The following is a 26,822-nucleotide window of genomic DNA, read 5'->3' as shown; positions in this document are numbered from 1 at the left end:
CCTTCTTTATTCATGGGTTTATGAATCTACGATAGCATATCGAATGCCTTTGAAAAGGGTGGATAGTTGACATCTTCCTGCTATTTCTTTGTTATATGCCCTCGTATTGTAGCATAGCCTAACGGCGTTTCCCTAACCGCCTCCATTTTAGTAAGCCTCCCTGCATAAATATGCAAAATAGCGCGTCCAACGGTTTGATGGATGAAGCGATTCGCAGTATGATAAATCATGTTGAGAACGGATACAAGGAGGGTGGAAAGAAACGGCTAACTTTTCTGGGAGAGGACGGGATGCCCGATGCGGGGAAAAACCTTGCTGCTTGGCCACATCAAGTCGCATATACCGCTGTACTTGACAGCAGTGTTGTGCCTGACGGCCGCCAATGTGACGTATTCGTATTTTCCGAAGGTACTGGGGGATTTCACGGACCACCTCCAGCAAAGCGGGCTGACGAGAGGTGGAGTAGGCCGGTACGCGCTGACTCTGGCTGCCATCGCCGTCGTCTACGGCCTATGCTTCGGAATCGGGCAGTACATCAACCATCGCCTGGGCCGGATGTTTGAATTTCGTGCCCGGAGCCAGCTGTTCCGGCATTTTACTCAATTAAGCGAAGCGTTCTTCTCGAAACACGGGATCGGCAAGCTGCTCAGCTACGTGATGAATGACGTCACCGGCGTGAGGGAGTCGATCGCCAACGGGTTGAACCAAATGACCAATGCGTCGGTGTTGTTGATCTCCGTCATTACGATGATGACGGTCAGCGATATTCCGGCGCTTTTGATCGTGGTTTGCGTCTTGCCGCTGCTCGCCATTCCGTTTATCGTAATCGGGTTCGGCCCTAAAATCCGCGACAACTCGCGGCAAGTGCAGGAGTCGTTGGCGGCAATGACCGAAGCGGCGGAAGAGCAGTTTGAGGGAATCAAAGTGACGAAAAGCTTCGCGACCGAAGAAATCGCCCGCGAAAGGTTCGGGCAAACGGTCGACCGCATCCTGGGCAGCCAGTTGTCGCTGGTGCGTATGAGCTCGCTGTTCCAGGTGTTGCTGCCGTTTACCGGTGCAATATCGATGGCCGTGGCCATCGCCTACGGCGGCCTGCTCGTCGCGCGCGGCGAGCTGTCGCTCGGCAATTTCGTTGCCTTAACGTTGTACTTGAGGATGATCATGAACCCGCTTCGGCTGATCGGCAACGTCATCAACTTCATGCAGCGCTCGCGGGCTTCGCTGGATCGGCTGAACCGACTGCTGTCCGTGAAGCCGGACATCCGCGACGAAGACGGGGCCCTGCCGATGCCGGAAGATCTGCAAAGTCTTTGCATCGACATCCGCGGATTGACGTTCACCTATCCAGACGCCGTACGCGAGTCGTTGAGGGACATCCGTCTCCGGTTGCAGCCCGGAGAAACGCTGGGCGTCGTAGGCCGGACCGGCAGCGGGAAAACCACGCTCGTCAAGTTGTTGCTGCGGGTATACGATCCGCCTCGCGGCACGGTCTTCATCGGCGGCCGCGACATCCGAAGCCTCACGCTGGAGAGTCTGCGCACCCGCATCGCTTATGTACCGCAGGACGGCTTCCTGTTCAGCACAACGCTTCGCGACAACATCGCCTTCTTCGACCGGACGTCAGAGCTGGGCCAAGTCGAGGAGGCCGCTAGGTTGGCCGATCTCTATGACAACGTCGCCGGCTTCCCGAAACGGTTCGATACCGAGCTTGGCGAACGCGGCCTGACGTTGTCCGGCGGCCAGCGCCAGCGGACCAGCCTGGCCCGAGGACTCATTAAGGACGCTCCGATTCTGCTGCTGGACGACAGCGTTAGTGCGGTCGACGCCGTGACGGAGACGCGAATCCTATCGCGTTTGCGCGAGGCCCGAAAGGGGAAGACCACCCTGATCATCGCCCACCGCATCAGCGCCGTCAAACATGCCGACCGCATTCTCGTATTGGAGGGCGGGCGGATCGCCGAAGAAGGAACACACGAGCAGTTGCTTCAAGCCGGGGGCTTGTACGCGAGAATGCATCACCTCCAGGAAGGAGGCGATAGCGATGCCGTCTAAACCGGAAACCGCGGATAGCCGCAAAAAGTACGAGGTTACCCCAGAGCAGCGGCGGAAGGCATTTACGGCTTTGCTCGGTTATGCGAGACCGCATCGAAAAGCTTTTCTTGCCGTATTCGGCTTTGCCTTCCTGGCGATTTCCGCCGACTTGCTGCAGCCGTTCCTGATCAAATATGCCATCGATGAGAAGGTGCTATTTGGCGCCCACGGCCCAAGCATCCTGCTTGGCCTGGCCCTGGCCTACCTCCTGCTTGAGGCGGTCAGCGGCGTCTTCTCCTATTGGCAAGCCAATCTGCTGCAACGGGCTGGGCAAAGCATCGTCGCCTTGCTGCGCAAGGACCTGTTTAAGCAGATTACGAGGCAGTCGATGTCCTTCTTCGACCGCAACTCGGCCGGCGGTCTTGTTACGAATGAATCGAGTGACACGGAAACGATCAACCAGTTCTTCACCCAAGTGCTGCTGAGCTTGGTGCGCGACGGATTATCGCTCATCCTGGTTGTCGTATTCATGTTCGCGCTGGACGTCCAGTTGGCTTTATATTGTTTGGTTCTCTTTCCGATCATTACCGTGATTGCCATCGCCTTTCGCAAGTATTTGCGCACCAGCTACCAGCGGGCCCGCTCCTTGCTGTCCCGGCTCATCGCATTTACCGCCGAGAATCTGAGCGGCATGAGCCTGATTCAATCGTTCCATCAAGAGGGGGAGCAGTCTTCCCGCTTCAGGGAGCGGAACACCGCGTATCTGCGGGCCAATCTGCGGGAAGTGCGGGCGACGGTGCTGTTCAACCGCTCTTTCGATATTCTCGGCAATTTATCGGTGGCCTTCGTGGTCTGGATCGGCGGCTTCGCGGTGCTGGGTCACCGCATCGAGTTCGGTGTGCTGTACGCCTTCATCAGCTACATCCGCCAGTTCTTCCAGCCGATCAACCAAATCACCCAGCAGTGGAACACGCTGCAATCGACGATCGTGTCGGTGGACCGACTATGGCGGATCTTCGCCGCCGAACCGGAAGTCCAGGACCCTGCGCCGGAGAGGGCCAAGAAGTTGCCAACCCGGACCGTGCGCGGGCGGATCGATTTCAATCACATCCGCTTCTCGTACACGGACGGACAGGAGGTGCTGCACAACCTCGACCTCCACGTACGGGAAGGCGAGTTCATCGGCATCGTCGGCACGACCGGCGCAGGCAAGAGCTCCCTGGTGAACCTGCTGACGCGGTTCTATGACGTGGACGAGGGCAGCGTCGAAATCGACGGCACGGACATCCGTCGCCTGCCGCAAGCCTCGCTGCATCGCATCGTCGGACTGGTACAGCAGGACCCGTTCCTGTTCGCTGGGTCGATCATCGACAACGTCCGCCTCTTCCGCGAAGACATCCCCCGCGAAGAGGTGATCCGAGCCTGTCGGCGCATCGGTGCCGATGCCATGATCGCGCGGCTGAAGGACGGCTACGACACCCGGCTGTCCAACCGGGGCAGCGGGCTGTCCGCCGGGGAGCGCCAGCTGATCTCCTTCGCGCGGATCCTGACCTTCCGGCCGAACATCCTCATTCTCGACGAGGCGACGGCCAACCTGGATTCGCAGACGGAGCAGCTGATCCAGAACGCGCTGAACGTGGTATCCACCGGACGGACGACGCTGGTCATCGCGCACCGGCTGTCCACCGTTCAGCATGCCGACCGCATCCTCGTCATCCAGGATGGCCGCATCACGGAACAAGGCACGCACGAAGCGCTGCTTGCCCGCGACGGTTACTATGCGGAGCTGGTACGCCACTCGCGGCAAAGCCGCGCGGAGCCGCAGAAGCTGGCGCAGCGGCGATAATAAGAACTGGAGGGCTGGCCCGTTCAATCGGGCCGGCCCTCTTTTGGATAAACTGCACCTCCCCACCTCGTTCGCAATACTATGGTTGTAAAGTCTATCTTGGGTGGGTGACCTGCAGATGATATACACCGCGCTGGGGGATTCCATTACGTTTGGCGACAATGCTTCCTCGCCGAAGTTGGCATATCCTCATTTAACCGTAACGGCTTATAATCGTTCAAACCCCCGTACCATTAAGGGTTATGTATTAGCTCGGTCCGGTTGGACCAGCAGCAATTTACTGGATGCCGTCCTGTGGCAGGGCTCGGAGATGATCAAGCGCTCTTCCGTCGTCTCGGTCTGGATCGGCGGCGTGGACTTGGCGAATGCGGCCATTACTCCGCTTGTGAATGGCGGTCCGTTTCCGAATATGGCAATGCTCGTGCAGTTTCGCCGGAATCTGAACGCCATCCTGGGGCAAATCCGGAAGACCAGTTCAGCCCGGATCGTATGCTGCACGCAGTACAATCCGTTTCCGAACAGCTCGATTGCGGTTGAGTGGATCGGCCGCCTGAACCAAACGACCCAAGGCATCGCCGCCGCATACGACGCCAAAATCGCCCCGGCGCATAAGTGGTTCGAGGGGAAACAGGCGGAGCTGATCGATGGTTACCGGGAAGGGCAACTGGAGGACATCCTTGGCGGGACGCTTCCGATTCATCCAAACGACCGAGGCCACCGGGTCATTGCGAACGGGCTTTCGCCCTATCTTTTTCCCAAATCAAACGTCTCTTCGAAAAAAAAATAAACCGGGACGCGCATTCCGCATCCCGGACTTGTTGCATACCCGCACGGACTCTCCGGCCTATCTGGCGACTTCGTCTTCCGTGACGTCGTTGAAGAATTTAAACGCGTAGATGGCGCAAATGCCAACGATGGTATAGATTACTCGCGATAGGGTCGCGTCTTGGCCGCCAAAAATGCTTGCCACCAAGTCGTATTGAAAGAGCCCTACCAGTAGCCAGTTTAACCCGCCCACAATCAGTAAAGTGAGCGCTACAACGTTCAACGTTTTCATTCCGGGCCAACTCCTCGGTCGAAAAATTTTTATTCATTAGTTAAATTTCCATGTTGCCCAAAATTTATGCAGGCCCCGGCAAATATCACAAATCGTCCAAAAAACTAAGGAACAAGCACAGGCAGCGCGCCAAAATCCGAGTAAGATATATCGAGCAAAACGTCTACCCGAAAAAATCTCAAATACTGAGGTGATCCTAGCATGGCAAGTTCGGCAAACATTCGCAATCGAGCGAAGCAGCTGAAAGGCCAGCCGGTTCGCGTTCTTATGCACGATGGGCGTTCTTATATCGGATGGATCGCCGGGCTGGATTCGAGCGGCCTGCTCCTCTCCGTGCCCCCGCGCGGCAAGAAGAAGTCGAAGAAAAAGGCGGCAGCACGCAGCAAAAAAGCCCGGGTATCGGCCTTCCAGCCGCTATTCGGCGGAGGTATACCCGGATATCCCGGTTCAAGTGCCGGCATCCGGCCCCCGTTTGCTGGCTGGGGCTTTGGCGGTGGGCCGGGGTTAGGTTACGGCTCCTTTAACGGAAATCCGGGAAGACCGGGGGCCTATGGCTTTGCTGGAGGCCCGGGGCCGGGAAGACCAGGATTCACCGGCTTTGGCGGCCCAAGCGGAAGTTCCGGCGGACCGGAGGGGCAGGCTCCGGAAGGCGAATCGCCGGAAAGGCCTCGCCGGGCGGGAATTTTCGGCATGGTGCAAAAGGTGCAGAAATACATGCCCTTGATGAAAATGGGCTACAACGCCATCAAATCGATTATTCCCTTGTTTAACGGCATCAAAGCCTTGATGGTCTAAACGGTAAGGCAGTCTTCCCTTGGGAGGCTGCCTGTTTTGTCGCGGGATTCAATGGGAAGGATGGCATTAAGGGCTATCATGGACGATCCCTTATCCCCAGATTCGGAAAGGAGCACCCGCATGTCGTCTTCTTACCCTTATTTATCGCGAAAAATGGTCGATACGCCGTTTCATGATCCGGAACTCCTGGAGGCGGTCTGGAAATCCCGCTGGGGCACCGAGAATCCGATCGGCCCGATTCGCCTGGTGCTCATGCACGCACCGGGTGAGGAGGTATTGCAGCTGCATGACTCGGCCGGCGCGATTGAATCCGGCCCCGTTCTGCTTCAACATATCCGGGGGAAGCTTAGCAAAAACAACGGCACCGCAGCCCCAAAGCTCAAGCGATTGCAAGCCCAGCATCAAGCGTTGGTCGCCGCCCTGGAGAAGGAGGGCGTTCGTATCCTCTGGCTGGGTAAGCCGGACAAGCCCTGGCCGGAAACGATGTATACCCGCGACTTAGGGATGGTCATTCCCGGGGGCGTTATTTTGTCTCGCCTTGCGTTATACGTCCGATATGGGGAAACTCCGCTGGCCGCCCGTACCCTCGGTGCGGCCGGCGTACCGATCCTCGGCATGATTCAAGGCAACGGCTTTGCCGAGGGCGGCAGCTTTATCATGCTGGACCCGCAAACGGCGGTCCTTGGCCGGTCGGAACGGGTGAATACCGAGGGAATTGATCAGGTGCGTCATCTTCTTTCGCTACAGCAGATCGACCTCATCGTCATCGACCTCCCCGCCTCGATCATCCATCTGGACGAGGCGTTTCTGGTGGTCGATCGCCGCAAAGCACTGGTGAATATCGCGTTGCTCCCGTATTGGTTCCTGGACGAACTGCATCGACGCGGTTTCGAGCTGCTGCACGTGGATCCCCGCGATCCGACCTTAACCATCAACGGTTTAGCGTTGGCCCCCGGGAAAGTGCTGTTCTCCGCGGACGGGAAGCATACAATCGACCTGCTCTCCAGCCAAGGCGTTCAGGTCATCCCCGTCGAGATCACTGAAATCGCCAAGTTGGGCGGCGGCATCCACTGCTGTACTCTGCCGCTGATTCGGGAACCCCTGCTATAAATCGAGACGGGGATAAACAAAAAAAGAGACGCAGGGCGCGTCTCTTCCTTACCTACTTACGGCGGTTCTTCGCGAACCGGGTATACACAATCAAGGCGGCAAGCATCATCGCCACAAACCCGATGTTCCCCGCAGCTTCAGGCGTCATTCCAAACAAGATGCAAAGGTTGGTGACCAGGCCATTCGTCAGCAGCGCGATTAAAATCAAAAATATCGGACGCCACAAGTTATATCCTCTCATTCAGCGACACTCCCGCTCTCTTAATAATCGAACCTATGATTTCATATTAGAAGCATTTTAACATAACTAGAGAGCGTTTGCATTTTCGCATGGGAGGTACCGGCGTCAACCGAGTCGAAAATAGAAAGGGATCCGCGGGTTACCCCACAAAAACGCAACCGCGAACAGGTCAAAACCTCCCTTCGGGGATTAAGATGAGGTTGTTATGAGAACCAATACCAAGATCGACTGGCATCGAAAAGTTGAAGAAGCGATCATGCGCATTCTAGGTGCCTTGGATGAGCCGCTGAACTTCCGGCAAATCTCCAAAGAGCTCCATTCGTCGCCGTATCATTTCCACCGGAAGTTTCGCGAGTTGACCGGAGAGAACGTACATGAATGCCTAAAGCGGCTGCGTATGGAAAGGGCGATGCACCTCCTGCGGAATACCGATAGGGGGATCCTGGATATCGCGCTAGACTCCGGATATGAAACGCCGGAAGCGTTCACCAAGGCGTTCAAGCGCATCTTCGGACTGACTCCGACCGATGCCCGGAAACTGCCGAGTTGGGAAGGCGCCGTATTCTCTTCCGTCGGCCTGCATTACAACGAAAGCCAGCCGTCCCATTGGTTCTACCTCAATCCTGAAGGAGTGAATCGATTGGAAACGAAAATCGTCGCTTTTGACGCCAAACGAATTGTGGGTGTGGAGAACGTAGGAGATTATTGGGGACTGCCCAAAGCCTGGGAGAAGCTCCACGCCGTCTTGAAAGAGCATCAACTGTACCCGCAAGCCCAAGAATGGATGTCGGTATTTCCTGACCATGCAGACCATATCCCGATGCCGGAGAAACGGTCTTATGCCGCCATCGCCGTGGGCGCAGACTTTCAGAATGAAGCCAACTATGGGTTGATGGAATACGTGATTCCGGCAGGCTTGTACGCGGTGACGGTCCACTTCGGCTCGTCCGAAGAAATCGGCCCGACCTGGGATCGCTGGATCCAGGAATGGCTCCCGGACAGCGGCTGGAGGGCCGATCCTACGCGGCCGAACTACGAGTGGTATCAGAACCAGTGCGTCCCGCCGGAACTGCAATTAACATTCTTGTGCACGCCGGTGGTGAAGATCGAAGGATAAAGGCTGTAATCCCCCTTGGCTCTCTTTATGGGCAGAGGGGGATTTTTTCGCTTTATTTCCGAGCTTGGCGATTTTCCCTCCGGTAAATTTTGTCATAGACATTCCCGGCGTTCTGTTTTGTATAATCAAAAAGATTGCCATTTACACGGAAGGAGCAACGACATGTGGTTTTTATTCGCACTACTTACGTCTTTGGCGTGGGGGGGCGCAGATCTTTTCTATAAAAAAGGCAGCGACAGCCACGATCGATACAGTCATCTGAAAATCGTGGTGATGGTTGGACTCGTGATGGGGATTCACGGTACGGCTTACCTGATGATTAAGGGGCTTTCCTTTGATCCGATGGATATGATCCGGTACTTGCCGGTCTCCGCGCTGTATATCCTATCGATGGCGATCGGTTATTTCGGGCTCCGGTACATCGAGCTTTCCATCGCTTCGCCAGTGCAGAACTCGTCCGGGGCCGTGACGGCGATCCTGCTGTATCTGTTCTTTCCCCATGACCTCGGCTGGGTCGAAATTGCGGGGGTAACGATCATCACCCTCGGCGTAGTGGGGCTGGCGGTTCTGGAGAAGCAGGGCGAAAGGGTCGCTCTCAAATCGGGAACAGAGCGTATCGATGCGAAATATCAAATCGGCGTAATGGCGATTACCTTTCCGCTGCTCTACTGTCTGCTTGACGGATTAGGTACGTTTGCCGACGGGATTTATTTGGACGAGCTGAAGCTGATCGGAGAGGACGCCGCGCTGCTGGCTTATGAGTTCACCTTCTTCCTGTGCGCTGCGGTCGTCTTTCTCTATTTGGTCGCGGTCAAAAAACAACGGTTCAACTTCTGGGGAGAGCGCGTCAAAGGCGTTGCCGCGATCTTCGAGACGGCGGGCCAGTTCTTCTACGTATTCGCCATGGCTAGCAATGCCATCGTGGCCGCGCCGCTGATCGCTTCGTACAGCGTATTCTCGGTAATTTTGTCCCGCCTGTTCCTCAAGGAACGGCTCAGCCGGCTGCAATACGCCGTCGTTGTGCTTGTTCTGGCGGGGATTGCGCTGCTCGGCTTGGCGGACGAGCTGTAACGGACCGTAATGATCTTATTGGCCTATTTCCCGGGTATTTCCCAGCGTAACGGACTCCACGGGTCTTATACGGCCTGCGGAGCTGCATGTCACGGTGATTTTCTGGAAATAGCGTCCTCTCCGTCCGTTACGGTCACGATGCATCCGCTCGCCTCCCATTAGCGTCTCTGGTGTCCGTTAGACAAGCCCGGCTCATGACATTTCCTCACGATGGACTACCCTAGGCTCACTCATGTTATACTGCTACTAATATGCCGAAAGCGAGGTACCCATCATGTGGAAAGAATTCAGAGCCTTTGCGCTCAAAGGAAATGTGCTTGATCTCGCCATCGGGGTGATTATCGGCGCAGCCTTCGGAGGGATTGTGACCTCTTTGGTCAACGATATCCTGATGCCCGTCGTCGGTTTGTTGGTTGGCGGCATCGATCTGAAAGAGATGCAGTTTCAATATGGCGACACCATACTGAAATATGGTGCTTTTCTGCAAACCGTCATCGACTTCTTTATCGTCTCCTTCTCCATCTTCCTGTTCGTCAAGGGAATTAACAAACTGAAACGCAAAGAGAAAGAGGAGCCAAAGACTGAAGCCCCACCCGCCCCTTCCAAAGAGGAAGAGCTGCTGGCCGAAATCCGCGATTTGCTGAAGCAAAGAGCATTGGAGGAGAAGTAACTCCAACCGAAGCATCAAAGCCCGAGCCGCAACTGAAGCGTTGCGGCTCGGGCTTTCTTCGAATGACGGATTCTTGCAACTTGGCTAACGGATGGTTATCGCGTCAGCTTTGGCCGGCGCTGCTTCCAGCGGCGGAGGCAAAACCTCTTGCCTTGACGACCCCGCCCAAAACGCCGCGATGAAGCCGATCGCGGCTGCGCCTGCCATGAACCAGAAACCATATTGCACGGCATCCCCCAGCATTTGACGCATCAACTCCAGTTGCTCCGCCGGTAAACCGGCATGGGAGTTCAATGCGGCCAACGGGTCGGTGACGACCCCCAGCTCGCCAGCCACTCCCGACAAATCCCCCGAGTGGCGCTCCAACAGGACGGACAGCCTCGCATTGATTAGAGAGGTTAGTACCGCTGTGCCGAAAACGCCGCCGATGGAGCGAAAGAAACTAACGGACGAAGTCGCGGCTCCTCTAACCGAATCGTCTACCCCCATGCTGACCGCGGTTTGCCCCACCATCATCATCATGCCGATGCCGAGGCCGATGAGCATCATCACCAGGCATAAGACGACATAGCTCACGTTAACCGGGAGGAAAATCATCATCAGGAATCCTGTACCTGACAACAACATTGACAAAGCGATATTAAAGCGCCAAGTGAAGCGTTGAATGAGCGCTCCGCACAAAGTTGCACCAAACATGACGCATAACATGAGCGGGGTTAATGCGCCGCCCGTCCCGGTCACGCCGCCACCTAGACTGCCCTGCACGAATAACGGAATATACACCAGCGCCCCGTACATCATGATTCCCTGCATTAGGGTCGCGACATAGGTGCTCGCCATCACTCGGTTTCGGAACAAGCGAAAAGGAATAACCGGCTCCTTCTCTCGTAATTGACTAAGGACGAACCACGCCGTGGCGATTCCTCCGACGATTAGCAAGCCGAGGATTGGCAGGGAGCTCCAAGCATATTGTACGCCGCCCGTCTTCAAGGCGAGCAGCAACGATAGAGTACCCAGAATCAGCAAACCGGGACCGACATAACCGATCGATGCGTCCGGCTTCGGCGTTGCCGCGTTTCGAGGGAGCAGCTTCAATATAATCACGAAGATGACCAGTCCCAGCGGCAGATTGATGTAGAATATATATCTCCAACTCAACAGCGACGTAATCAGCGCGCCGACCGTCGGCCCGATCACCGAGGAGAGGGCGAACACGCTCATGTATAGAGTCTGGTATACGCTGTTGCCGTTTCGCGGCATCAGGCTGAAGACCACCGTGAAGGTGATCGGCATCAGAAGCCCTGCACCGATTCCTTTAATGCCGCGGAAAATGATGAGCTGCAGCATCGACTGGGCCGACCCGCAAAGCACGGACCCGATCACGAATATCGTCAACCCCAACACCAGGAACACCTTTCGTCCGTATAGGTCGGATAGTTTGCCGGCGATGGGAGTCATCGCAGTCGAAGTCAGCATGTATATCGTAAATACCCAGGACATCTGAGTAAATCCTTCCAATTGAGTCACAATCGTCGGCAATGCGGTAGAAACGATCGTTTGATCCAATTGCGTTAAAAGTATGCTTAACAGGAGTCCGGCAAACAGCCAATGAAACCGCCTGGCCGTAAGCCCCCCAAATCTGCTTTCCATTCCGCCATCACCCGCTTCATTACGCTAGGTACGTCAAATGCCGGCCATTTTCGCGCAGCGGTTCAGATAACCGTGCACGGTATGTTCCGAAATTCGCGATACCGCAAAACCTCCATAACGATTGATCTGTTCCTCCAGCACTCGCTGCACGGCATCGGATGCCGCCCCTTCCCTCTTCGTCCAGATCCCCACGAACCGGTCGGCAATGGCCCCGGAGTTGGTCTCCCAATAGCGCAGCAAATGTACGATATCTTCCGATAACTCGCCGTATTTGCTGGAAACCGCCACAAAGAGAAAATCCTCACTCCCATCCCGGTCCCGCCATCCCTCCAAGCTGCGGATAACGTTTACGGAACAACCATTCCATCCCTGCATCGCCTCAAGGATGGCGGAAAGCTCTCCATCCTGTTCCGCCTCGCCGGCGGCTGGATCGAAGAATACGCAAATATTGCGGCCCTTCCCGTCGGAGGCGCCATTTTCCTCCTTGACCGGATTGTGCATCAGCAGGCCGTGCTGCGCGATTCCGATCATTTGATCGGCAATGACTTCCTGCAGTTCTTCCTTCGTACCCGTATATCCCGTAATCATCGCAAGGGAATCCGTATCGCGATAATAGAATTGATTCATCATCCCCCAGAGACAAAACAGAACGACCTGAACGTTAACGTGCGGATTGAGGATACCGGCCCGCTTCCACTCCTTGAACATTTCGTTCTTGTCGAAGAAGTCCTGAAACCACTTGGAGGAAGCATACCGGTCGAACAGTTTTCCACCCTCCAGGGATTCTTTATGAAAGATTTTATACAAATTTGGAATTTTGCATTTAATGTCAAAATGCGTCTTGATATATTGTTTCAAGACAAGTTCCGGATGAACGTTCTCCCACGATTGTCCTTCAACATAGCTTTCCCATTGGCTAAACAGGCGCATCAACACAGCCTGGTACAACTTCTCTTTGGTGTCGAAATAGTAGTGTACGAGTGCCTGGTTGACTCCGGCCTTCGCGGCGATATCGCTGATGCGCGTTGCGGAGTAACTGCTGTTTGCAAACAGCTCCTCCGCACAGTTTAGAATCCGTTCCTGCACGTTGGTCTTCTGCTCATCCGATTTCGTCATTTGAGACATATCATGTCCACCTTTCTAACTTGGAAGAATATTCGAGCTGGAGCTACTGGGCGCTTCCGTCAAGAATACTCCTCCGAAGAAAGCTTACAGCAGGGATTTCATGACAGGCTCAGTACTCCTTATCCATTCCTCGATCGCATTGCGGCCGCGATCCCCCTCGGTATCGAGGACATACAGTCCTCGCCCCGGACAAATCGCTCCCAATTCCGCAAGTAAAGGCTTCAAGTGAAGCTCGACCGCCAATTGATGCTGATACCCCGCCCCGACCATCAGCGGATAAGCCAGTTTCCCCGACAGGGCGTTCATTGGGAGCAAGTCCATGAATAGTTTAAGCAGCCCGGTGTAGGTCGCTTTGTACGTAGGGCTTGCCACTACAAGATAAGTGGACGCTTCCACTCGGGCTTGCAGCGATTGGATCGTCTCCTGATCCCATTGTACTAGAGCAGATGCATATTCCGCCAAATCGATGACTTCATGCGTCACCTCTGTGGAAATATGCCGCTTAAGTATATCACGAAGCAGCTCGGCCGTTTGTTCGGCGAAAGCAAAGGTTTTCGAGCGCGGCTTCGGATTGCCTACAATCGTCGTGATTTGCATGGTTACGCACCCGCCTTATCCAATGCCGCATATTTCCCGCGATAAAATAGCAGCGGTTCCGCCGCCCCTTCCGGGGTATGGATATGGAGTCCCCGGCCCAGCAGGACCAAATGATCCCCGCCTTCCAGCACGTCCTCGACAACGCATTCCACGCTCGTCAAGCAGCCTTCCAGCACCGGCAGGCCGGTCTCCCCGGCATGATAGGCAATCCCCAAAAACTTCTCGTTACCGCCTTTCTTGGCGAATTGCCGGGAAATCGATTCCTGGGATTTCTCCAGGATATTCACGCAATACTTCCCCGTTGCCGCCAACTCCGTTAGTGTGGCGCTATGGCGGTCAACGCAGATCAACACCATCGGTGGGTCAAGCGACAAGGAAGTAAAAGCGTTTGCCGTCATGCCCAGCGGATTCCCCTCTTGGTCCAACGTCGTGATGACCGTGACCCCCGTGGCAAATTGCCCCATCGTATTTCTCCAAACCATCGGATCCATTTTCGCTTCCTCCGTTCACCGGGCCGCTTTAACTCGGCCCGTTACATATTTTCCATGCGGTAAAGGCATAAATCGCCGCCGCGTCCACCATATCGTCAAGCGTCGGTCTAAATCGAGCAGGACCGAAGGTGGCCGACGGGATACCGTACATGTTGAACACATTATGGTCCCGCCACATACTGGAGTAGGCTGGATGCGCAATCGGTAACCGGCCACGGCCGGCGGCTTGGCTCCCCGCCTCGATGGCTTCGGCCAATGGGGCAATCTCCTCATCATTCGCCTCGTACCCTTGCCGATACACAAGGGGCAGAACTTGGCCCAGCAGGTTAGCCTCATGAAGGAGTCGTTCCAGCCCTCGCTGAATCGGCCCGATCGATTGCTTTGCCGTGAGATTGACTTCGATATAGATTGAACAAACCTCGCTGCCAGCCCCCATAATATGAGGGTCGCCGCCACGGATCGCGGAGATTTGCGCTTTCGGGACCGAGGTCCCTCCGTTCGCGCTGTAGGTGTTCTCCTTCTCGTAAGCCATCGCCCACTCCTGGATTTTACCGATCAGCACCGCCGCCTTCACCAGCGGATTCGGATGCCTTACCAGCTCCGAAGAATGCTCCAATAGCGGCGTAAACACTTCTTCGCCGTATAGATCAATCCGGTAGAGCGCATGACCACAAGACATCCAAGTCATGCCGAAGTCGGTACCTTCCGCCGCAATCGCGTAATCTGGGGCAACGCCGCCATGAGACAACAAATACTGGGCCCCGATCTCTTTCCCCAGAAACTCGCTACCGCGGAATTCCTCCACCTGCTCGGGGCCGATCTCCCCCGGACAAGCCGTGATGTACAAGCGTCCTTTGAGAGAGAGCCCTGCTTTTTTCAACGCTTTGGCAGCCATTAGCGTGCAGGTCATCGGCCCGCGATCGTTCTCGACCGGCCTGCCCGAGAACACGCCGTCTTCGAACTTTGCCTCCAGCCATTCCGGGCGTTCCACAGTTTCCGGCCGGTAACGCCACTGATCGCGTTCGTTATATTGCGGGGCTTCCGTATCCAAATGACTGGTGAGCAACAGGTTTTTGCCTTCTCCCGGCGCCGCTCCGCCGAAAGTCCCAATCACGTTAAAGCGATTCTCGACCATCCCCGCTTTACGCGGATTGAAACCTTCCTCCTTTAACCAGTTGTATACATAATCTCCCGCTTCCTTCTCATAACCCGCAAGGCTGCGGATATTGCCAAGCTCCAGCAGGAGCCGGGTTAGTTCTTCTCCGTCGATGTGGCTGCGGATGAGCTGCATAACCTCACGATCGTGGTCTGTCAATGTTTGCCCTTTCAATAGGCTCATTCTACCTACGCCCCCTTCCAATCGGAGAGAACCTGCTCCGCGGAAAGCACGGTTGCGAAATTCATCCCCAGAATTCGGATGGACATGTCATGCATGTTCTGATCATACGCCGCGCAGGCGTCCTCAACGACGAAGATCCCATAGTCTTTCATGAATCCGTCCCGAATCGTGGAGTCCACGCAGCATTCGGTCGTGACGCCTGTAACCACCAGCTTGTGAACGTCCAGCTGCTGCAGCAGCAACTCTAGGCGAGTGCCCACAAAAGCGCTGTAACGCTGTTTCTCGACCGCATAATCCCCGGGGCCGGGAGCGATCCGGTAATCCTCGCTGCCAGGGGTCCCCCGCCGGCAAACCGCAACCGCTTCCTCCGGATCGAACCCCTGCAGCGCATACCAAGCTTTCATGGCCCGGGAATCGGTCTCCGCATCCGTAACCAGACGGATGAAGATGACCGGAACCCGATGATCATGCGCACCCTGAATGAGTTCCTCGATGCGATCGACGGCAGGGTCAACTGATGACAAATCGGCGCCAAAGTCCGCCATTTTTCCGTCCGTCCCGCAGAAATCCCGCTGCACGTCCACAATCAACAAAGCCGCATGATCATTCAGCCCCATCCCCATTGCGCATCCATCCTTTCTAAAGCCTTGCCTATTTGACGGCGAAGGTTCCTCTCAGTCTCGGCAGCACCTCTTTGCCGAAGATCGTCAGGTCTTCCACGTAGTCGGGGAAGGTCAACATCATTCCGTCGATGTTCGTTGTCTCGATGATTTCCTGGATTCTGCCTTGGATCGTGTCCACGCTGCCCGCGATCGTCTCCGTCATGAAGGCGCTCTTGGCACGGTGCACCATCGAATTCTCCCGACCGTCGGGCTCAAGACCATAGCTGCGGAGCATTCCTTTGATCGCGCCGAAATCCGCCCCTTCCTGGTACGTTTTGATTCGCTCCTCCGCGTGCTCGTCCGTATCCCCGGGCACAATGGTAAACATCGCGTAGGTTTTGATCGTCTTGTTGCGTTCGGCCGCCATCTCCTTAGCGCGTTTGCTTACTGCGGCGAGTTCTTCCAAGTCCCGGCCGCCGATAAAGCAAGCATCCCCTTCGTCAATCGTAAAGCCCATGCCTTTCTCCGATTGGCCGGCACAAATGATTTCCGGTCTCGGCTTTTGCAGCGGCTTTGGCAAGGACTCGCATTCTTCCAGGTGGAAGTATTGTCCCTGATGGGTGACCTTCTCCTCGCTCCACAGCCGCTTCACGACCTGCATCCATTCCTTCGCCAAATCGTAGCGCTGATCGTGGCTCAGCTCCTCCGGCCACATGCCCATTTGCTGAAATTCCCCGGCGAAAGAACCGGAAACGACGTTCATGCCAACCCGTCCGCCGCTGATTTGATCCAATGTGGCAAACATTTTGGCAGCTACCGCTGGATTGAACAGGAGCGTATGCACCGTCGCATAGATTTTCACCCGGGTCGTCGCTTCCGACAGCCCGGCCATCATCGTCATCGATTCCAGGGACGTCCCCCAATGGTTGGTCGTACCGCCGTATCCTTTCCATTTCGCCATCGACATGATGAAATCCAAACCCAAATCCTCGGCGATGACCGCCGCTTTCCTATTGATGGCATAACTCCCGTCCAATCGCGGGGAGGTTTCGGAAATGATCCAGCCTCCGTTTGTCACCGGCAAAAACACCCCGAAATCCACTTTGTTATAATCGATCGTCGTCATCGGTTCGTCACTCCTTGTATTTTATGAAATTCATAGGCTTATTCCGGCCAAATCAACATTTCACCGTCATAAATCGAATCGATATAGGCATTGTTCATCACTTGATCGACGGGGAGCTGCTCCTTGATGACGCCGGCTAAGGACAACATCTCGATTTCGCGCGACCACTGCTCTTCTGCCTGCCAGGCTACGCCGTGACCTGGGATACGGGATTGCCTTACCAGATTGCTCTCGACCGACCAACGGTTCGTCTCCGTCGGCAAGTCGTATACGGAATCGGATTTGGATGCCATCACCTTTAAGGCTTCCTCGCCATGCGACACCGCATAGTCGTGCGCCCGAGATACAGCTCTCAGGAAATCTTCCACCGCTGTCGGGTGTGCCTCGGCGAACTTGTTGTTCACAGTCAAGACGCCAAAGGAGGTTTCCGCTCCGAACTGGCCGGGGTCGATAATCGAAACCTCAACACCCATTTGCTGCATCAGATAAGGCTCGTTCGACTTGTATACCGTTAATGCGTCCACTTGGCCAGAACTCAACACCGTTGGATCGTATCCTACGGAAACCCCTTTGACTTCCGTCGGGTCCACGCCCGAATTCTTGAACATCGCGACGACGTTCGCCGGCATGGCTCCGTGGTAACCAAGCATTTTGCCAACCAGGTCCTTGGGCTCCTTCAGGCCGGAATCACTCATGACCATAATGGCGCTAGTGCCCGTGGAGCCGAACGTAGCGATCCCTTTGATGTCCGCGCCGTTCGAGACGGATTGGATCACGAGGCTCGGCGTGCCCGCGCTGGCAATTTGCGCCTGACCTGCCGCCAGGAACTTCATACCCTCCGAATCGAGCCCGGGCATGATCTTTACGTTAAGTCCCAACTCCTTGAAATAACCCAGCTCCTGGGCCATCACAACCTCGATATCCGGCGGAGATGCCGCGTAATAATAACCTGTGATGTACGTAATTTCTCCGGCCGCTTCATTGAGCTTCTTTCTCGCTTCCCAATCGACAGGTCCGTCCTCCGCAGAGCCGTTTGCCGATTCAACCGAGTTGGACGGTTCTCCGGCTCCTTGATCCGCAGCGGCATTCGCCGCAGGAGTTGGCGCCTTGCCAGAACTACCGCAGGCCGACAACATCATGGCAGTCAACATCATTAGTACCAATAACAACGGTATTTTTTTGCTTTTCTCCATCTCCATGCTCCTCCATCTCCCTATCCAATATCTCTCATCTATGCGGTCAGCCCGTGGCTGGTCCGGCCTCATTCAATTAGTCTCGGTCGCCGCCCATCGCGTGCCAGAACAACACCTTCCGTTCGATAAACCGCACGACGTTCGTCAACAGAATTCCCATGATCGCCAGCATAAAGATCGCCGAAAACATTCGCTCGGTCTGCAAATAGTTGCTGGACATCATGATGACGTTGCCGAGACCTTCCGTCGATCCACTCCATTCCCCTACTACAGCCCCCATAACACTAAGGCTGACGCAGGTTCTCGCTGCCGAGAACAGATACGGCAAGCTATTCGGCAAACGCAGCTTGAAGAATATTTCCCGTTTGCTGGCATGTAGAGATTGCATGTATTCCAAGTGATTTCCATCAATCGAGCGAAAACCCGTGATGGAATTAATCAACATCGGGAAAAACGTGATAATCGCAGCGATGAGTATTTTCGGCAGCGCATCGAAACCGAACCAGAGGATAAACAAAGGGGCAATGGCTATAATCGGCGTGACGTTGGCAAGAACCGCGATCGGCAGCAGGGTTCGCTCCAGCAAAGGGGAATGGGCCATAAATATCCCGGCAACAATCGCGACCGCCATACCTAGGAAGAATCCTGCCAAAGCTTCGAATAACGTCACCCCGGCGTGAGGCAAATAAAATCCAATGGAAGTTGTAAACTCATATAACACCGATGACGGGGCCGGCAAGGTGACCGGCTGAATCTTGAACAGGCGCACCGCAAGTTCCCAAGCCAGAAACAAGGCAACGAACGCGGCAAGGGGCGGCAAGTACGGCGAGGAAACCACACGGGACTTTACTCTGCTTAGGACGGACGCCTCTTTCTGTTTCCCCGGCTTCGAAGCGACCCTGATTACGCCTTCTCTAGCAGCACTTCTCATGACAGAACCACTTCCTTTCTAGATCTATCAATTCGACTTCCATTCATCCCGCAAGTAACCCCGGATCTCGGCAACATACCGATGGAACTCTTCGGTGTCCTCAATCGGGCCACGTCTCGGCCTTGGCAAGCCAATGTCGATTACCGCCGCTATACGCCCCGGTCTAGCCGACATCACCACCACCTTGTCGGACAATAAAACGGCTTCCCTCAAGCTGTGCGTCACAAACAGCACCGTTTTCTGATGCGACTCCCAGATGTCTAGCAATTGATAGCTAATTTTCTCCCGAGTGATCTCATCCAAAGCGGAAAAAGGTTCATCCATGAGAAGAATAGGCGCTCCGGAGCCGAACGCCCTGGCGATTCCTACCCTTTGCTGCATGCCCCCGGACAATTCCTTCGCGTAGGCATTCACGAAATCGCCAAGCCCGACGGATTTCAGCAATTCTACAGGATCTTCCCGTTCTACCACCTTAACGGCGGCGGTTCCCCTTACGTTCACCTCAAACGGAAGATTCATGTTCTCCAAGACGGTTCGCCAAGGAAACAAAGCCGGAGATTGAGGAACGAAACCGAATTGCTTCCGGCTCTGCGCGTCGAGCGGGCTCAGCCCCCCGATTGTAACCTCGCCCCGATCCACGTCGACAAGTCCGCCTACGATGCGGAGCAGGGTTGACTTGCCGCATCCGCTTGGACCGATCAGACTGACGAACGTGCCTTGTTCCAACTCCAGATGAATGTCCCGCAGTGCTTCGGTCATATGACCCCGGCGCTTAAACCATTTACTGACATCGCTCACCTTGATGTAAGTCAATCCTCATCACCACACTATGCATTTAATTAGTTGATTAAAAATAATTAACTATCTATTTAATTTGTTATTCAAAATAGTAGCACCACCCAACTTTTATGTCAACTTATATTACAAAGAAAAATTTATTTTTGGCATTTCATTTGAGAATATAGTCAATATTCACGTTTATATGTTAGGTATAATGACATGTATTTCGTTATTCAATCAAATTTCACTTCCAAATTCGGTTTTTTCGTTATGTTAATTAACAAGTTAATCAACCCTGTTTCAACTGACTCTAAACAAAAAAAACACCGTTCTACCTTTTCGGTAGTGAACGGTGTTTGTTTTCCATCTGTCGAATACTCGCGAAGCTAGCAATGGTTAGAACAGAATCCCTTACGCCAGCTTCTGCCCGCAATTCGGGCAGAAATTCGCGCCATCGTTCTTGGCCCCGCAGTTCGGGCAGAAATTAGGGCGCTTGGAACCTGCTCCTGCGGCGGAAGGCGCCGAGGGTTGCGGCGGCTGACTCGTCCCTGGGTTCGGTGACTGCGGCTGCGAATGATCCTTCCCGTGGTCTGGTTCCGAATTCAGGTTCTTCATCATTTCCTTGGCCAGGTTCATGCCCATCATCATGCCCGCCATGTCCGAAGCGGCCCCGCCGCCCTGCACCTTGCCCGAGGCGAGGCCGTCGGTCATGCTGACCTGCTGGTATTTCGGCAGATTGCCGATCATTTCATGCGACGCCGTCTTGGTGATCATATCCTGAATTTCCTTCGGATAACTGAAGCTCATGACCTGGAATCCCGTAATCGCCAGCCCGTCGTCCATCACCTGCATATCCAGGTCTTCCTGAATGCCCCGCGCGATATCCGCAGCGTTGGCCTGCAGATTAAACATGTCTTTGCCCTCTCGGCTAATCCACTTCATCAGCAATTGGTCGAGTACGGAGGTAATGCGAAGTCTGACGTCCTCCACCAAATAACTTTGCTTGACTCCCGCAACCTTATCAATTAACGTCACATAGTCATTGACCTTGAAATTAAACGTACCGTTTGCACGAATCGGCATCCCGCCGGGGAGCTGGGGCGTAGGAATTAACACCGGATTTTGCGTGCCCCACCGGACCGTAAACTCCTTCGTGTTCACGAACAACACCTCAACCCGCATGCCGCTGTTGAAGCCGAACTTAAACCCTTTCAGCGTAGACAGGAACGGCACGATTTCCGAGGCAACGTTATATTCGCCTTCCTCCTTGAAAATCCCCTCGATTTTCCCGTTATTGATAAAGACGGCATCCTGCCCCGAGCGGATGATCAGCTTACTCCCTTTTTTGATCTCCCGGTTATTCCATTTCCAGAAAATCATGTCGTCCCGGAACTCTTCCCATTCCACGACATTGGCAAATTGGCTCTTGAAAAAACTCATAGGCTACCCTGCCCCTTCCGTTAAAATGATCCCCGGCTCCCGCTATGCGAGTGTCCGCCGCTGGTCGTTCCTCCGCCTCCACCGCCACTGCTGCCGCCTCCGCCCCCACTGCTGCTGCTCTCGATCTTCGTTTTCGTTACCGTGGTACGGAGATAGTTGTCTTGCCGCCATATAACGCCGGAGTCACCCGAATCCTCGTAGGTACGATTGTTCACCGTGACCCTGCCGCCGCTCCGGAACGCCATTATACCGACAACCACTCCCCCGATGACGAGTGCGATCACGAGTTGAATGGCGGTATTGAACAGGAGGTTATCCGGATTCACTCCCGGTCGGAACCCCATATACCGGTAGGATGTGCGTATGTATTCTGCGAAGGCGCCATGATAATCGCCTGCCGTTAGGAGCGGGGCGATTTTATTGCGAATCTTATCCAAACGGCTGTCATCCAGGTATTTCTCACCTTTATAGAAACCCGCCAAATATAAATCCCGGTTGCGCATATCCAACGTCAAAATCACGGCATTGCCATGGGCTTTGTCGTACCCCGGAGCTCGCTCGTCATAGAAATCCTCCGTCAACTTGACGACGTCCTCATCTTCGGGGTTATCCGTCGTAAAGACGATAAAGTCCGTCTCCCGTTTCGGCCCGTATTCATTAGCCAAAGCATTCAAATCATCGATATATTCCGGATACAGAATATCGGCTTCGTCGTAAATCAGCTTCTTCTCGGATGGTGTTTGTTCTGCCCAAGCCGTCAACGGAGTCAGCATCCATAACGCAACCAGCGTTAGCAACAAAAACTTGGTTATCCCTCGCTTGTTCATATGAAGCTGCCTCCCAACATCCAGGCCACGATTTTGAGCCCCAGGAAAGATACAGCCGAAACGCCGGCGAACCATGCCGCCATTTTCCCCTTGCTAAGCGGCGGTTTTCCTACCACTTTCCCCGTCTGCCCGTTCATCGCAAACGTGTATTGTTTCCCCTTGTAGTTGTAATAAACCATCCACACCGGAAGCAGCGTATAATCGGACCGCTTAACGGTCGTATCCATCTGCTTGTCGGAATAACTTACCGTAGCATATTCAGCAACAGTCGAAGATATATAGGATTCGATATAAGGCATTGTTTTGTCCCGGGCTCTCGGGGTGAGTTGCTCGCTGTTAAAGTTATACTTTTCGGCGATATAGCCTGCGAGATAAGGCGTCTTAAACGTCTTCAATTGATCGTAGGGAAAAGGCTCCAGCTTATCCATCAGCTGATCGTCCATTTTCGCCGAGGCATCGATCGGCAGCCGCACATAATTGAGACGGATTCTCCGGTAGAACTCGTAATAATCCGTTTCCGTGTATTGGTAATCGCCTCTCCGATAGCTTCTCACCTGGGTCCCTTGGCCGCGGACATCCACATTATGAAGTAAGTCGTACAACCAGAACGGCACGTACATCCCGGTGATGTTCTGGATGCGGTCCGCGGTCATGAAGCCGCGGGGCGTGAGCAGCCCTTTCCGACACCATTTCTTGAAGGCCGCCATCGCTTCTTCCTTGCTGATCGCAAAAGGGATCACCTGTTGCGGGGCCAGCTTTCCGGTCAGGCGATCGCTCAACACCACGGCGGAGCCGCAGAAGCTGCAGGTCGTCGCACTGGTCTCCGGTTCCGTCACGATCACCGCGCCGCAGCTTTCGCAATGATACTCCCGGACCTCATCCTCCGCGAATACCTCCTGCTTTAACGGGTCGGGAATTTGCTCGATATTGTCTTTGCGGCCGCAGCTTGGGCAGGATAACATGCCCGTCGTACTATCGAAAGTCATGCCGCTGCCGCAGCTCGGACATTTGTATTCAATGACCGGCAAATCGTTCACCTCAATCCATCCGAATAAGAATTCAGGAATTTTGCTTATTTATTTTCGCTTTAAGCGCCGCGAGTTCGTCCTCCGGAGTAGTTACCGTAAGAGTACCCGACTCCTCTCTGGCCGTGTTGTTGCCCTTCTCCAGCTCCGCGAAGATAGCATCCAGATCGTCTTCCCGCGTCCCAGCTCGCAGCTCGGCCAATGCCAGCGCTTCGTTCAGCGCTTGATCGGCCTTCGCCTCCAGCTCGCGAAGAGTCTCCTTCCCACCGGAAGCCTGTGTCCGGCTCAGCGTTTCGGCCTCCGCCAGTTTGCGCTTCAGCTCGGCTTGCCGCGTCTCCAGCCCCTGCAGTTCGGAACCCAGCTTATCCTGCATCCGCTTCATTTTGGACGAATTGTCCGCGGCTTGCTCGTAGGCCGCCTGCAGCCCATTCAGACGCTCCGCCTGCTTCCCCTTCCGCTCCAGAAACTTCAGCGCGGCAGATTCGTCGCCCGATTCCACCGCTTTCTCCGCATACCGCTGTAGCTTCCGGACCTCCTCGGCGCACTCATCCAGCGCGCGCTTCGCCCGTTCTTCCTCCACCTGCACCGCCGTCGCCTCCGCCTTGACTTGCCCTATATCCAGCCTCAACTGGCGAATATAGGCATCCACCGTCGCTGCCGGATCCGGTGAACGCTCCAGCAATGCGGAGAGATTGGACCGCATCACGTCCCGAAACCTCGTCAAGATTCCCACTTCTCGTCCTCCTTCAGATCCGTTATTTACTTAATAATACATCAAATCCGATCCATTGGTTTCAATGTCGACGATGAAGGGATGGCAAAAATAAAAACGCCCCCAAAGGGGCGCGCATACACGGGTTATAGGTCAGAGTCTTCCTTTTTCTCGGAGTACGCGATCAGGTTGACCTTCTCCCCGAGGGTTTGCTCGATCTTCTCCTCGAGCCTCCGAATCTCCTGAACCAGCGACGCCCGGTCCTCCAAATCCGTGAATTCGTAATCTTGTTGCATAACGCTACACTCCTCCCTAGTTTTAAGATAACTTGCGCGGAAAGGAGTCGTTATATGCAGCAGCGGGGCCATAAACCTTACTTGGCTGCCGCATGGTTATTCTTAAAAATCGGCACCATCCGCCGCTTCCCGTCCCGAAACACCGCCAGCTCCCTATATCCGAGCTTGACCATGTCGGCCAAGGCCGTATCGAGCAGGGTGCCGATATCGTCCGGAAAGTGCGCATCGGAGGATAACGTCAGCGGAACCCCGTAATGGGCCAATACCGACAGGAACAAAGGACTCGGGCAGCTCTCGGCGATGGGATAGCGGTAGGCGAGGCCGGTATTGATCTCCGTAGCGACGCCGCTACGGGCCATTTCCTTGGCGATGCTCCGGTAATACGGCAGCAGCTTCTTCTCATTAGCCGGCCGGAAGCCAAACACCTTCAGGTTGTCCGGATGGGCGATAATCTGGAACAACCCCGAGACGCTAGCCTGTCGCAGCAATTCGTAATAATCCGCGTAGGTTTGCACGGGATCCCGGCCGTCAAAGCCGGTCTTCGCCTCCGGATTGTCGAAACCCCAGCCTTCCAGAAAATGTACCGAGCCGATCACGTAATCCCAATCGTAGCCTGCCAGGATTTCGCCCAATTCCGCTTCGCACCCGGGGAAGAAATCCGCCTCGATGCCGAGGGCCAAATCCGGCCGAGTCTTCTTCGCCTCCGTGACGAAGTTCACGAAATCCGCGATCGATGCCACGCAGACTTGGTCCAACCAGGTCCGCTGCAGCTTGCCAACCCGACTGTCATCCAACAGCATATGTTTCTCGTAATACGGGCGGCATTCCCGGAACCGGTACAGATGATCGACGACGCCAAACTCCTGAATGCCGCGTTCGCGCCCCCGAATCAAGTAGCGATCCAACCATTCTTCGCTATAGGCTCCCTGCTCCATACGCCGAGACAACAGCTGTTTCATTTCTTCGGCATACTCGATCGTGTGATGCCCCAGCGCTGGATCCGGCCCCGGCTCGGTCGCAGCCAATCCTTGTAAGGTACGCGATAGCCAGCGCAAAGAATACGGGCCTTCTTCCAGATGAAAATGCATGTCAACCTTCACCCGCAAACTCCCTCCTTGTCTACTCCCATTTCACCATGGCCCCGGAAGGCTCGATCCCGAGATAATGGCACATCAGCGGAGCCAAATAGAGTTGGGACAATCCCTGATCGCCCTGGAGCTTCGGCGACGGAATCGGTAACTCGCCAAATACATACAGCGGAACGTTTCGCTCCTCTGGCTCGGTTCCTCCATGTTGTCCCGCCGCATTCATCCCGTGATCGGAGGTGACGATGATTTCGTACCCTTGCGATCTCCAAAGCGGCACCAGCGTAGCCAGCATCCCGTCCGCCGCGCGGACGGCGCCTTCGTACTGCTTGCTTTCCCCGCCGTGCTTATGCCCCATATCGTCGATGTTCATCGAGTGGATATAAAGGAAGCTCGGATCGTACGTCGTGCGCAAATGCTCCGCATCGAGGAACAGATGGCTATCCGGATAGTGGTCTTCAAAATAAAAGATTCCGTGCTGAATCGGCTGGTTTTCCTCATGCTGATGCCGGTCGGTGACCGGATTAAACGGTGCCCGGTTATACAGTTCGCCGACCCAATGGTACGCAGCGGCGGCCGTTCTTAGTCCCGCGGCTACGGCGAGATGGAACACGCTTTGCTCCCGGCTGAGCCGCGCAATGTGATTCGCCGTGATGCCGTTTCTCGCAACGGGCGTGCCGGTCAACAGCACTTCGTAGAGCGGGCGCGACAAGCTCGGAAGCTGCGACTGCACTTGATAACAGGTAACCTCCCCCTGCTCCACGAGATGCTCCATGTACCCGAGATACTTGCGGGCAGCATCATATCTTAACCCGTCCAGTACTACCACGACGAGCTTCTTGGCTTCTGCTGATGACATTCGTTTCTCCCCCTTTAATTGGTGGCTTCCATCCATTGGATCCGATGACTGCGGAGCGTCTGCATCCACTCCTTTGGTGCGGCGGCGTCGCTGACAATGGCGTGAACCTGCCCAAGCGGCGCGATCTCCACGAAAGCTTCCTTGCCCAGCTTGGACGCATCGGCCAGCACGATCGTGCGGGACGCCGCTTCGATCATCCGGCGCGACATCCCTGTCTCGTCAACATCGTAATCGCTGATTCCGCGTTCCAAGGAGATCCCCCCGATGGAGATAAACGCCTTATCGACCCGAAACTGCGACAATATGCTTTCGCCGATCGTTCCCGACATCGACTGTTGCTCCGGATTTAATTCCCCGCCTACCACAAATATCTTCCCGGAAAACCTCCCGCCGTTCAGCGATTCCATCAAGTGATACGCCACGGCCAGCGAGTTCGTCAGGATCGTAAGCCGCTCCCGCCCGGCAATCGCCTTGGCCATCTCCAGTGTCGTCGTGCCGATATCGATGGCGATCGTATCGCCGGATTCGATCAGCTCAGCGGCAGCCCGGCCGATTCGCTCCTTCTCCTCCGCCTTGACCTTCTGACGCTGCAAATACGGCGGTTCGTAGCTGGTTAGCTTAGTCAGGACCGCGCCGCCGTACACTCTTTTGGCCAAACCTTCTTTCTCCAGCAGGATCAAATCGCGGCGTACGGTCTCTTCTGATACGGTGAAGCGATGCGAGAGTTCCGGTACCTTCACCTGTCCCTCCTGCTTCAACTGCTCCATGATGAATCGTTTGCGTTCCTCGGATGAAATCGACAACTT

At 55.0% G+C, this 26,822-nt stretch carries 28 protein-coding genes; 8 read left to right on the top strand and 20 right to left on the bottom strand.

Annotated features, from left to right (window positions below; translation table 11 throughout):
* Window positions 1-297 precede the first annotated feature (297 nt).
* The 3 genes from KJS42_RS13395 to KJS42_RS13385 all read left to right on the top strand — a co-directional run bounded on the left by KJS42_RS13395 (window position 298) and on the right by KJS42_RS13385 (window position 4,664).
* The gene (locus KJS42_RS13395) at window positions 298-2,052 is read left to right on the top strand and encodes an ABC transporter ATP-binding protein (RefSeq protein ID WP_213623137.1); all 1,755 of its coding nucleotides are present in this window, start codon (window positions 298-300) and stop codon (window positions 2,050-2,052) included.
* Window positions 2,042-3,877: an ABC transporter ATP-binding protein gene (locus tag KJS42_RS13390; protein WP_213623136.1), complete on the top strand. Its 1,836-nt coding sequence runs from the start codon at window positions 2,042-2,044 to the stop codon at window positions 3,875-3,877. The genes KJS42_RS13395 and KJS42_RS13390 overlap by 11 nt, the downstream gene beginning before the upstream one ends.
* A gap of 118 nt (window positions 3,878-3,995) precedes the next feature.
* Window positions 3,996-4,664 (top strand): SGNH/GDSL hydrolase family protein, encoded by a 669-nt coding sequence (locus KJS42_RS13385; RefSeq protein ID WP_155606863.1) that lies wholly within the window; start codon window positions 3,996-3,998, stop codon window positions 4,662-4,664.
* Between the two features lie 57 nt (window positions 4,665-4,721).
* Here the strand turns inward: KJS42_RS13385 and KJS42_RS13380 are convergent, their stop codons facing one another.
* Window positions 4,722-4,934, bottom strand: coding sequence for a DUF378 domain-containing protein (locus KJS42_RS13380; RefSeq protein ID WP_155606864.1), 213 nt, complete (start codon window positions 4,932-4,934; stop codon window positions 4,722-4,724).
* 201 nt (window positions 4,935-5,135) lie between these two features.
* On the opposite strand from KJS42_RS13380, the gene KJS42_RS13375 reads away from it, so the two are divergent.
* Together KJS42_RS13375 and KJS42_RS13370 are read left to right on the top strand one after the other, a co-directional pair.
* Window positions 5,136-5,729 carry a hypothetical protein gene (locus KJS42_RS13375; protein ID WP_213623135.1) on the top strand — a complete coding sequence of 198 codons (594 nt, stop codon included), beginning with the start codon at window positions 5,136-5,138 and terminating at the stop codon, window positions 5,727-5,729.
* A gap of 120 nt (window positions 5,730-5,849) precedes the next feature.
* Window positions 5,850-6,839 carry a dimethylarginine dimethylaminohydrolase family protein gene (locus KJS42_RS13370; RefSeq protein WP_213623134.1) on the top strand — a complete coding sequence of 330 codons (990 nt, stop codon included), beginning with the start codon at window positions 5,850-5,852 and terminating at the stop codon, window positions 6,837-6,839.
* A 52-nt stretch (window positions 6,840-6,891) separates the two neighbouring features.
* On the opposite strand, the gene KJS42_RS13365 is transcribed toward KJS42_RS13370, so the two are convergent.
* The gene (locus KJS42_RS13365; RefSeq protein ID WP_155606867.1) at window positions 6,892-7,080 is read right to left on the bottom strand and encodes a hypothetical protein; all 189 of its coding nucleotides are present in this window, start codon (window positions 7,078-7,080) and stop codon (window positions 6,892-6,894) included.
* 205 nt (window positions 7,081-7,285) lie between these two features.
* Here KJS42_RS13365 and KJS42_RS13360 point away from each other — a divergent pair, with 205 nt between their 5' ends.
* From KJS42_RS13360 to mscL, 3 genes are all read left to right on the top strand, one after another.
* The gene (locus KJS42_RS13360; protein WP_213623133.1) at window positions 7,286-8,197 is read left to right on the top strand and encodes an AraC family transcriptional regulator; all 912 of its coding nucleotides are present in this window, start codon (window positions 7,286-7,288) and stop codon (window positions 8,195-8,197) included.
* 162 nt (window positions 8,198-8,359) lie between these two features.
* A complete protein-coding gene (locus tag KJS42_RS13355; RefSeq protein ID WP_213623132.1) occupies window positions 8,360-9,268 on the top strand; it encodes an EamA family transporter in 909 nt (302 codons plus the stop codon).
* A 274-nt stretch (window positions 9,269-9,542) separates the two neighbouring features.
* Window positions 9,543-9,938, top strand: a complete 396-nt coding sequence (gene mscL / locus KJS42_RS13350; RefSeq protein WP_213623131.1) for a large conductance mechanosensitive channel protein MscL — start codon at window positions 9,543-9,545, stop codon at window positions 9,936-9,938.
* Between the two features lie 84 nt (window positions 9,939-10,022).
* Here mscL and KJS42_RS13345 read toward each other — a convergent pair whose 3' ends face one another.
* From KJS42_RS13345 to KJS42_RS13260, 18 genes are all read right to left on the bottom strand, one after another.
* Complete coding sequence (locus tag KJS42_RS13345; RefSeq protein ID WP_213623130.1) at window positions 10,023-11,588, bottom strand: MFS transporter; 1,566 nt, start codon at window positions 11,586-11,588, stop codon at window positions 10,023-10,025.
* A gap of 33 nt (window positions 11,589-11,621) precedes the next feature.
* Window positions 11,622-12,713 carry a TetR/AcrR family transcriptional regulator gene (locus KJS42_RS13340; RefSeq protein ID WP_213623129.1) on the bottom strand — a complete coding sequence of 364 codons (1,092 nt, stop codon included), beginning with the start codon at window positions 12,711-12,713 and terminating at the stop codon, window positions 11,622-11,624.
* Window positions 12,714-12,797: 84 nt separating this feature from the next.
* The gene (locus tag KJS42_RS13335; protein WP_193417164.1) at window positions 12,798-13,310 is read right to left on the bottom strand and encodes an NAD(P)H-dependent oxidoreductase; all 513 of its coding nucleotides are present in this window, start codon (window positions 13,308-13,310) and stop codon (window positions 12,798-12,800) included.
* Between the two features lie 2 nt (window positions 13,311-13,312).
* Window positions 13,313-13,801 (bottom strand): flavin reductase family protein, encoded by a 489-nt coding sequence (locus tag KJS42_RS13330; protein WP_213623128.1) that lies wholly within the window; start codon window positions 13,799-13,801, stop codon window positions 13,313-13,315.
* A gap of 28 nt (window positions 13,802-13,829) precedes the next feature.
* On the bottom strand, window positions 13,830-15,140 hold the full coding sequence (locus KJS42_RS13325; RefSeq protein ID WP_213623127.1) for a zinc-binding metallopeptidase family protein: 1,311 nt from the start codon (window positions 15,138-15,140) through the stop codon (window positions 13,830-13,832).
* A 5-nt stretch (window positions 15,141-15,145) separates the two neighbouring features.
* Entirely contained in the window at window positions 15,146-15,763 is a 618-nt protein-coding gene (locus KJS42_RS13320; protein WP_213623126.1) for a cysteine hydrolase family protein, read from the bottom strand.
* 28 nt (window positions 15,764-15,791) lie between these two features.
* A complete protein-coding gene (locus KJS42_RS13315; RefSeq protein WP_213623125.1) occupies window positions 15,792-16,868 on the bottom strand; it encodes an LLM class flavin-dependent oxidoreductase in 1,077 nt (358 codons plus the stop codon).
* Between the two features lie 38 nt (window positions 16,869-16,906).
* Entirely contained in the window at window positions 16,907-18,061 is a 1,155-nt protein-coding gene (locus KJS42_RS13310) for an ABC transporter substrate-binding protein (RefSeq protein WP_213623124.1), read from the bottom strand.
* Window positions 18,062-18,137: 76 nt separating this feature from the next.
* A complete protein-coding gene (locus KJS42_RS13305) occupies window positions 18,138-18,992 on the bottom strand; it encodes an ABC transporter permease (protein WP_213623123.1) in 855 nt (284 codons plus the stop codon).
* A gap of 27 nt (window positions 18,993-19,019) precedes the next feature.
* Entirely contained in the window at window positions 19,020-19,805 is a 786-nt protein-coding gene (locus tag KJS42_RS13300; RefSeq protein WP_213623122.1) for an ABC transporter ATP-binding protein, read from the bottom strand.
* Window positions 19,806-20,183: 378 nt separating this feature from the next.
* A complete protein-coding gene (locus tag KJS42_RS13295; protein ID WP_213623121.1) occupies window positions 20,184-21,212 on the bottom strand; it encodes an SPFH domain-containing protein in 1,029 nt (342 codons plus the stop codon).
* Between the two features lie 20 nt (window positions 21,213-21,232).
* Window positions 21,233-22,039, bottom strand: a complete 807-nt coding sequence (locus KJS42_RS13290) for a TPM domain-containing protein (RefSeq protein ID WP_213623120.1) — start codon at window positions 22,037-22,039, stop codon at window positions 21,233-21,235.
* Window positions 22,036-23,067: a TFIIB-type zinc ribbon-containing protein gene (locus KJS42_RS13285; RefSeq protein ID WP_213623227.1), complete on the bottom strand. Its 1,032-nt coding sequence runs from the start codon at window positions 23,065-23,067 to the stop codon at window positions 22,036-22,038. The genes KJS42_RS13290 and KJS42_RS13285 overlap by 4 nt, the downstream gene beginning before the upstream one ends.
* A gap of 31 nt (window positions 23,068-23,098) precedes the next feature.
* Window positions 23,099-23,797: a PspA/IM30 family protein gene (locus KJS42_RS13280; protein ID WP_213623119.1), complete on the bottom strand. Its 699-nt coding sequence runs from the start codon at window positions 23,795-23,797 to the stop codon at window positions 23,099-23,101.
* 125 nt (window positions 23,798-23,922) lie between these two features.
* Window positions 23,923-24,072 (bottom strand): hypothetical protein, encoded by a 150-nt coding sequence (locus tag KJS42_RS13275; RefSeq protein WP_167521234.1) that lies wholly within the window; start codon window positions 24,070-24,072, stop codon window positions 23,923-23,925.
* Between the two features lie 77 nt (window positions 24,073-24,149).
* Window positions 24,150-25,172: a PHP domain-containing protein gene (locus tag KJS42_RS13270; RefSeq protein ID WP_213623118.1), complete on the bottom strand. Its 1,023-nt coding sequence runs from the start codon at window positions 25,170-25,172 to the stop codon at window positions 24,150-24,152.
* 19 nt (window positions 25,173-25,191) lie between these two features.
* Window positions 25,192-26,016, bottom strand: coding sequence for an alkaline phosphatase family protein (locus KJS42_RS13265; RefSeq protein ID WP_213623117.1), 825 nt, complete (start codon window positions 26,014-26,016; stop codon window positions 25,192-25,194).
* 14 nt (window positions 26,017-26,030) lie between these two features.
* Complete coding sequence (locus KJS42_RS13260) at window positions 26,031-26,819, bottom strand: DeoR/GlpR family DNA-binding transcription regulator (protein ID WP_155606874.1); 789 nt, start codon at window positions 26,817-26,819, stop codon at window positions 26,031-26,033.
* Between the last annotated feature and the right edge of the window lie 3 nt (window positions 26,820-26,822).

Source organism: Paenibacillus sp. J53TS2 (genome assembly GCF_018403305.1).
In the GTDB taxonomy this organism is placed as follows: Bacteria; Bacillota; Bacilli; order Paenibacillales; family Paenibacillaceae; genus Fontibacillus; species Fontibacillus rhizolycopersici.
Note: the sequence above shows the minus strand (reverse complement) of the source record. Positions and strands in the feature narration are given on the sequence as shown.

What these genes read in the sequence shown, in the direction of transcription:
- KJS42_RS13380 (WP_155606864.1), bottom strand. Translation starts at nt 4,934, where the DNA reads ATGAAAACGTTGAACGTTGTAGCGCTCACTTTACTGATTGTGGGCGGG.
- KJS42_RS13390 (WP_213623136.1), top strand. Translation starts at nt 2,042, where the DNA reads ATGCCGTCTAAACCGGAAACCGCGGATAGCCGCAAAAAGTACGAGGTT.
- KJS42_RS13265 (WP_213623117.1), bottom strand. Translation starts at nt 26,016, where the DNA reads ATGTCATCAGCAGAAGCCAAGAAGCTCGTCGTGGTAGTACTGGACGGG.
- KJS42_RS13385 (WP_155606863.1), top strand. Translation starts at nt 3,996, where the DNA reads ATGATATACACCGCGCTGGGGGATTCCATTACGTTTGGCGACAATGCT.
- KJS42_RS13275 (WP_167521234.1), bottom strand. Translation starts at nt 24,072, where the DNA reads ATGCAACAAGATTACGAATTCACGGATTTGGAGGACCGGGCGTCGCTG.
- KJS42_RS13335 (WP_193417164.1), bottom strand. Translation starts at nt 13,310, where the DNA reads ATGCAAATCACGACGATTGTAGGCAATCCGAAGCCGCGCTCGAAAACC.
- KJS42_RS13345 (WP_213623130.1), bottom strand. Translation starts at nt 11,588, where the DNA reads ATGGAAAGCAGATTTGGGGGGCTTACGGCCAGGCGGTTTCATTGGCTG.
- KJS42_RS13375 (WP_213623135.1), top strand. Translation starts at nt 5,136, where the DNA reads ATGGCAAGTTCGGCAAACATTCGCAATCGAGCGAAGCAGCTGAAAGGC.
- KJS42_RS13365 (WP_155606867.1), bottom strand. Translation starts at nt 7,080, where the DNA reads ATGAGAGGATATAACTTGTGGCGTCCGATATTTTTGATTTTAATCGCG.
- KJS42_RS13320 (WP_213623126.1), bottom strand. Translation starts at nt 15,763, where the DNA reads ATGGGGATGGGGCTGAATGATCATGCGGCTTTGTTGATTGTGGACGTG.
- KJS42_RS13305 (WP_213623123.1), bottom strand. Translation starts at nt 18,992, where the DNA reads ATGAGAAGTGCTGCTAGAGAAGGCGTAATCAGGGTCGCTTCGAAGCCG.
- KJS42_RS13340 (WP_213623129.1), bottom strand. Translation starts at nt 12,713, where the DNA reads ATGTCTCAAATGACGAAATCGGATGAGCAGAAGACCAACGTGCAGGAA.
- KJS42_RS13330 (WP_213623128.1), bottom strand. Translation starts at nt 13,801, where the DNA reads ATGGATCCGATGGTTTGGAGAAATACGATGGGGCAATTTGCCACGGGG.
- KJS42_RS13395 (WP_213623137.1), top strand. Translation starts at nt 298, where the DNA reads ATGCGGGGAAAAACCTTGCTGCTTGGCCACATCAAGTCGCATATACCG.
- KJS42_RS13290 (WP_213623120.1), bottom strand. Translation starts at nt 22,039, where the DNA reads ATGAACAAGCGAGGGATAACCAAGTTTTTGTTGCTAACGCTGGTTGCG.
- KJS42_RS13315 (WP_213623125.1), bottom strand. Translation starts at nt 16,868, where the DNA reads ATGACGACGATCGATTATAACAAAGTGGATTTCGGGGTGTTTTTGCCG.
- KJS42_RS13370 (WP_213623134.1), top strand. Translation starts at nt 5,850, where the DNA reads ATGTCGTCTTCTTACCCTTATTTATCGCGAAAAATGGTCGATACGCCG.
- KJS42_RS13355 (WP_213623132.1), top strand. Translation starts at nt 8,360, where the DNA reads ATGTGGTTTTTATTCGCACTACTTACGTCTTTGGCGTGGGGGGGCGCA.
- KJS42_RS13360 (WP_213623133.1), top strand. Translation starts at nt 7,286, where the DNA reads ATGAGAACCAATACCAAGATCGACTGGCATCGAAAAGTTGAAGAAGCG.
- KJS42_RS13295 (WP_213623121.1), bottom strand. Translation starts at nt 21,212, where the DNA reads ATGAGTTTTTTCAAGAGCCAATTTGCCAATGTCGTGGAATGGGAAGAG.
- mscL (WP_213623131.1), top strand. Translation starts at nt 9,543, where the DNA reads ATGTGGAAAGAATTCAGAGCCTTTGCGCTCAAAGGAAATGTGCTTGAT.
- KJS42_RS13310 (WP_213623124.1), bottom strand. Translation starts at nt 18,061, where the DNA reads ATGGAGAAAAGCAAAAAAATACCGTTGTTATTGGTACTAATGATGTTG.
- KJS42_RS13325 (WP_213623127.1), bottom strand. Translation starts at nt 15,140, where the DNA reads ATGAGCCTATTGAAAGGGCAAACATTGACAGACCACGATCGTGAGGTT.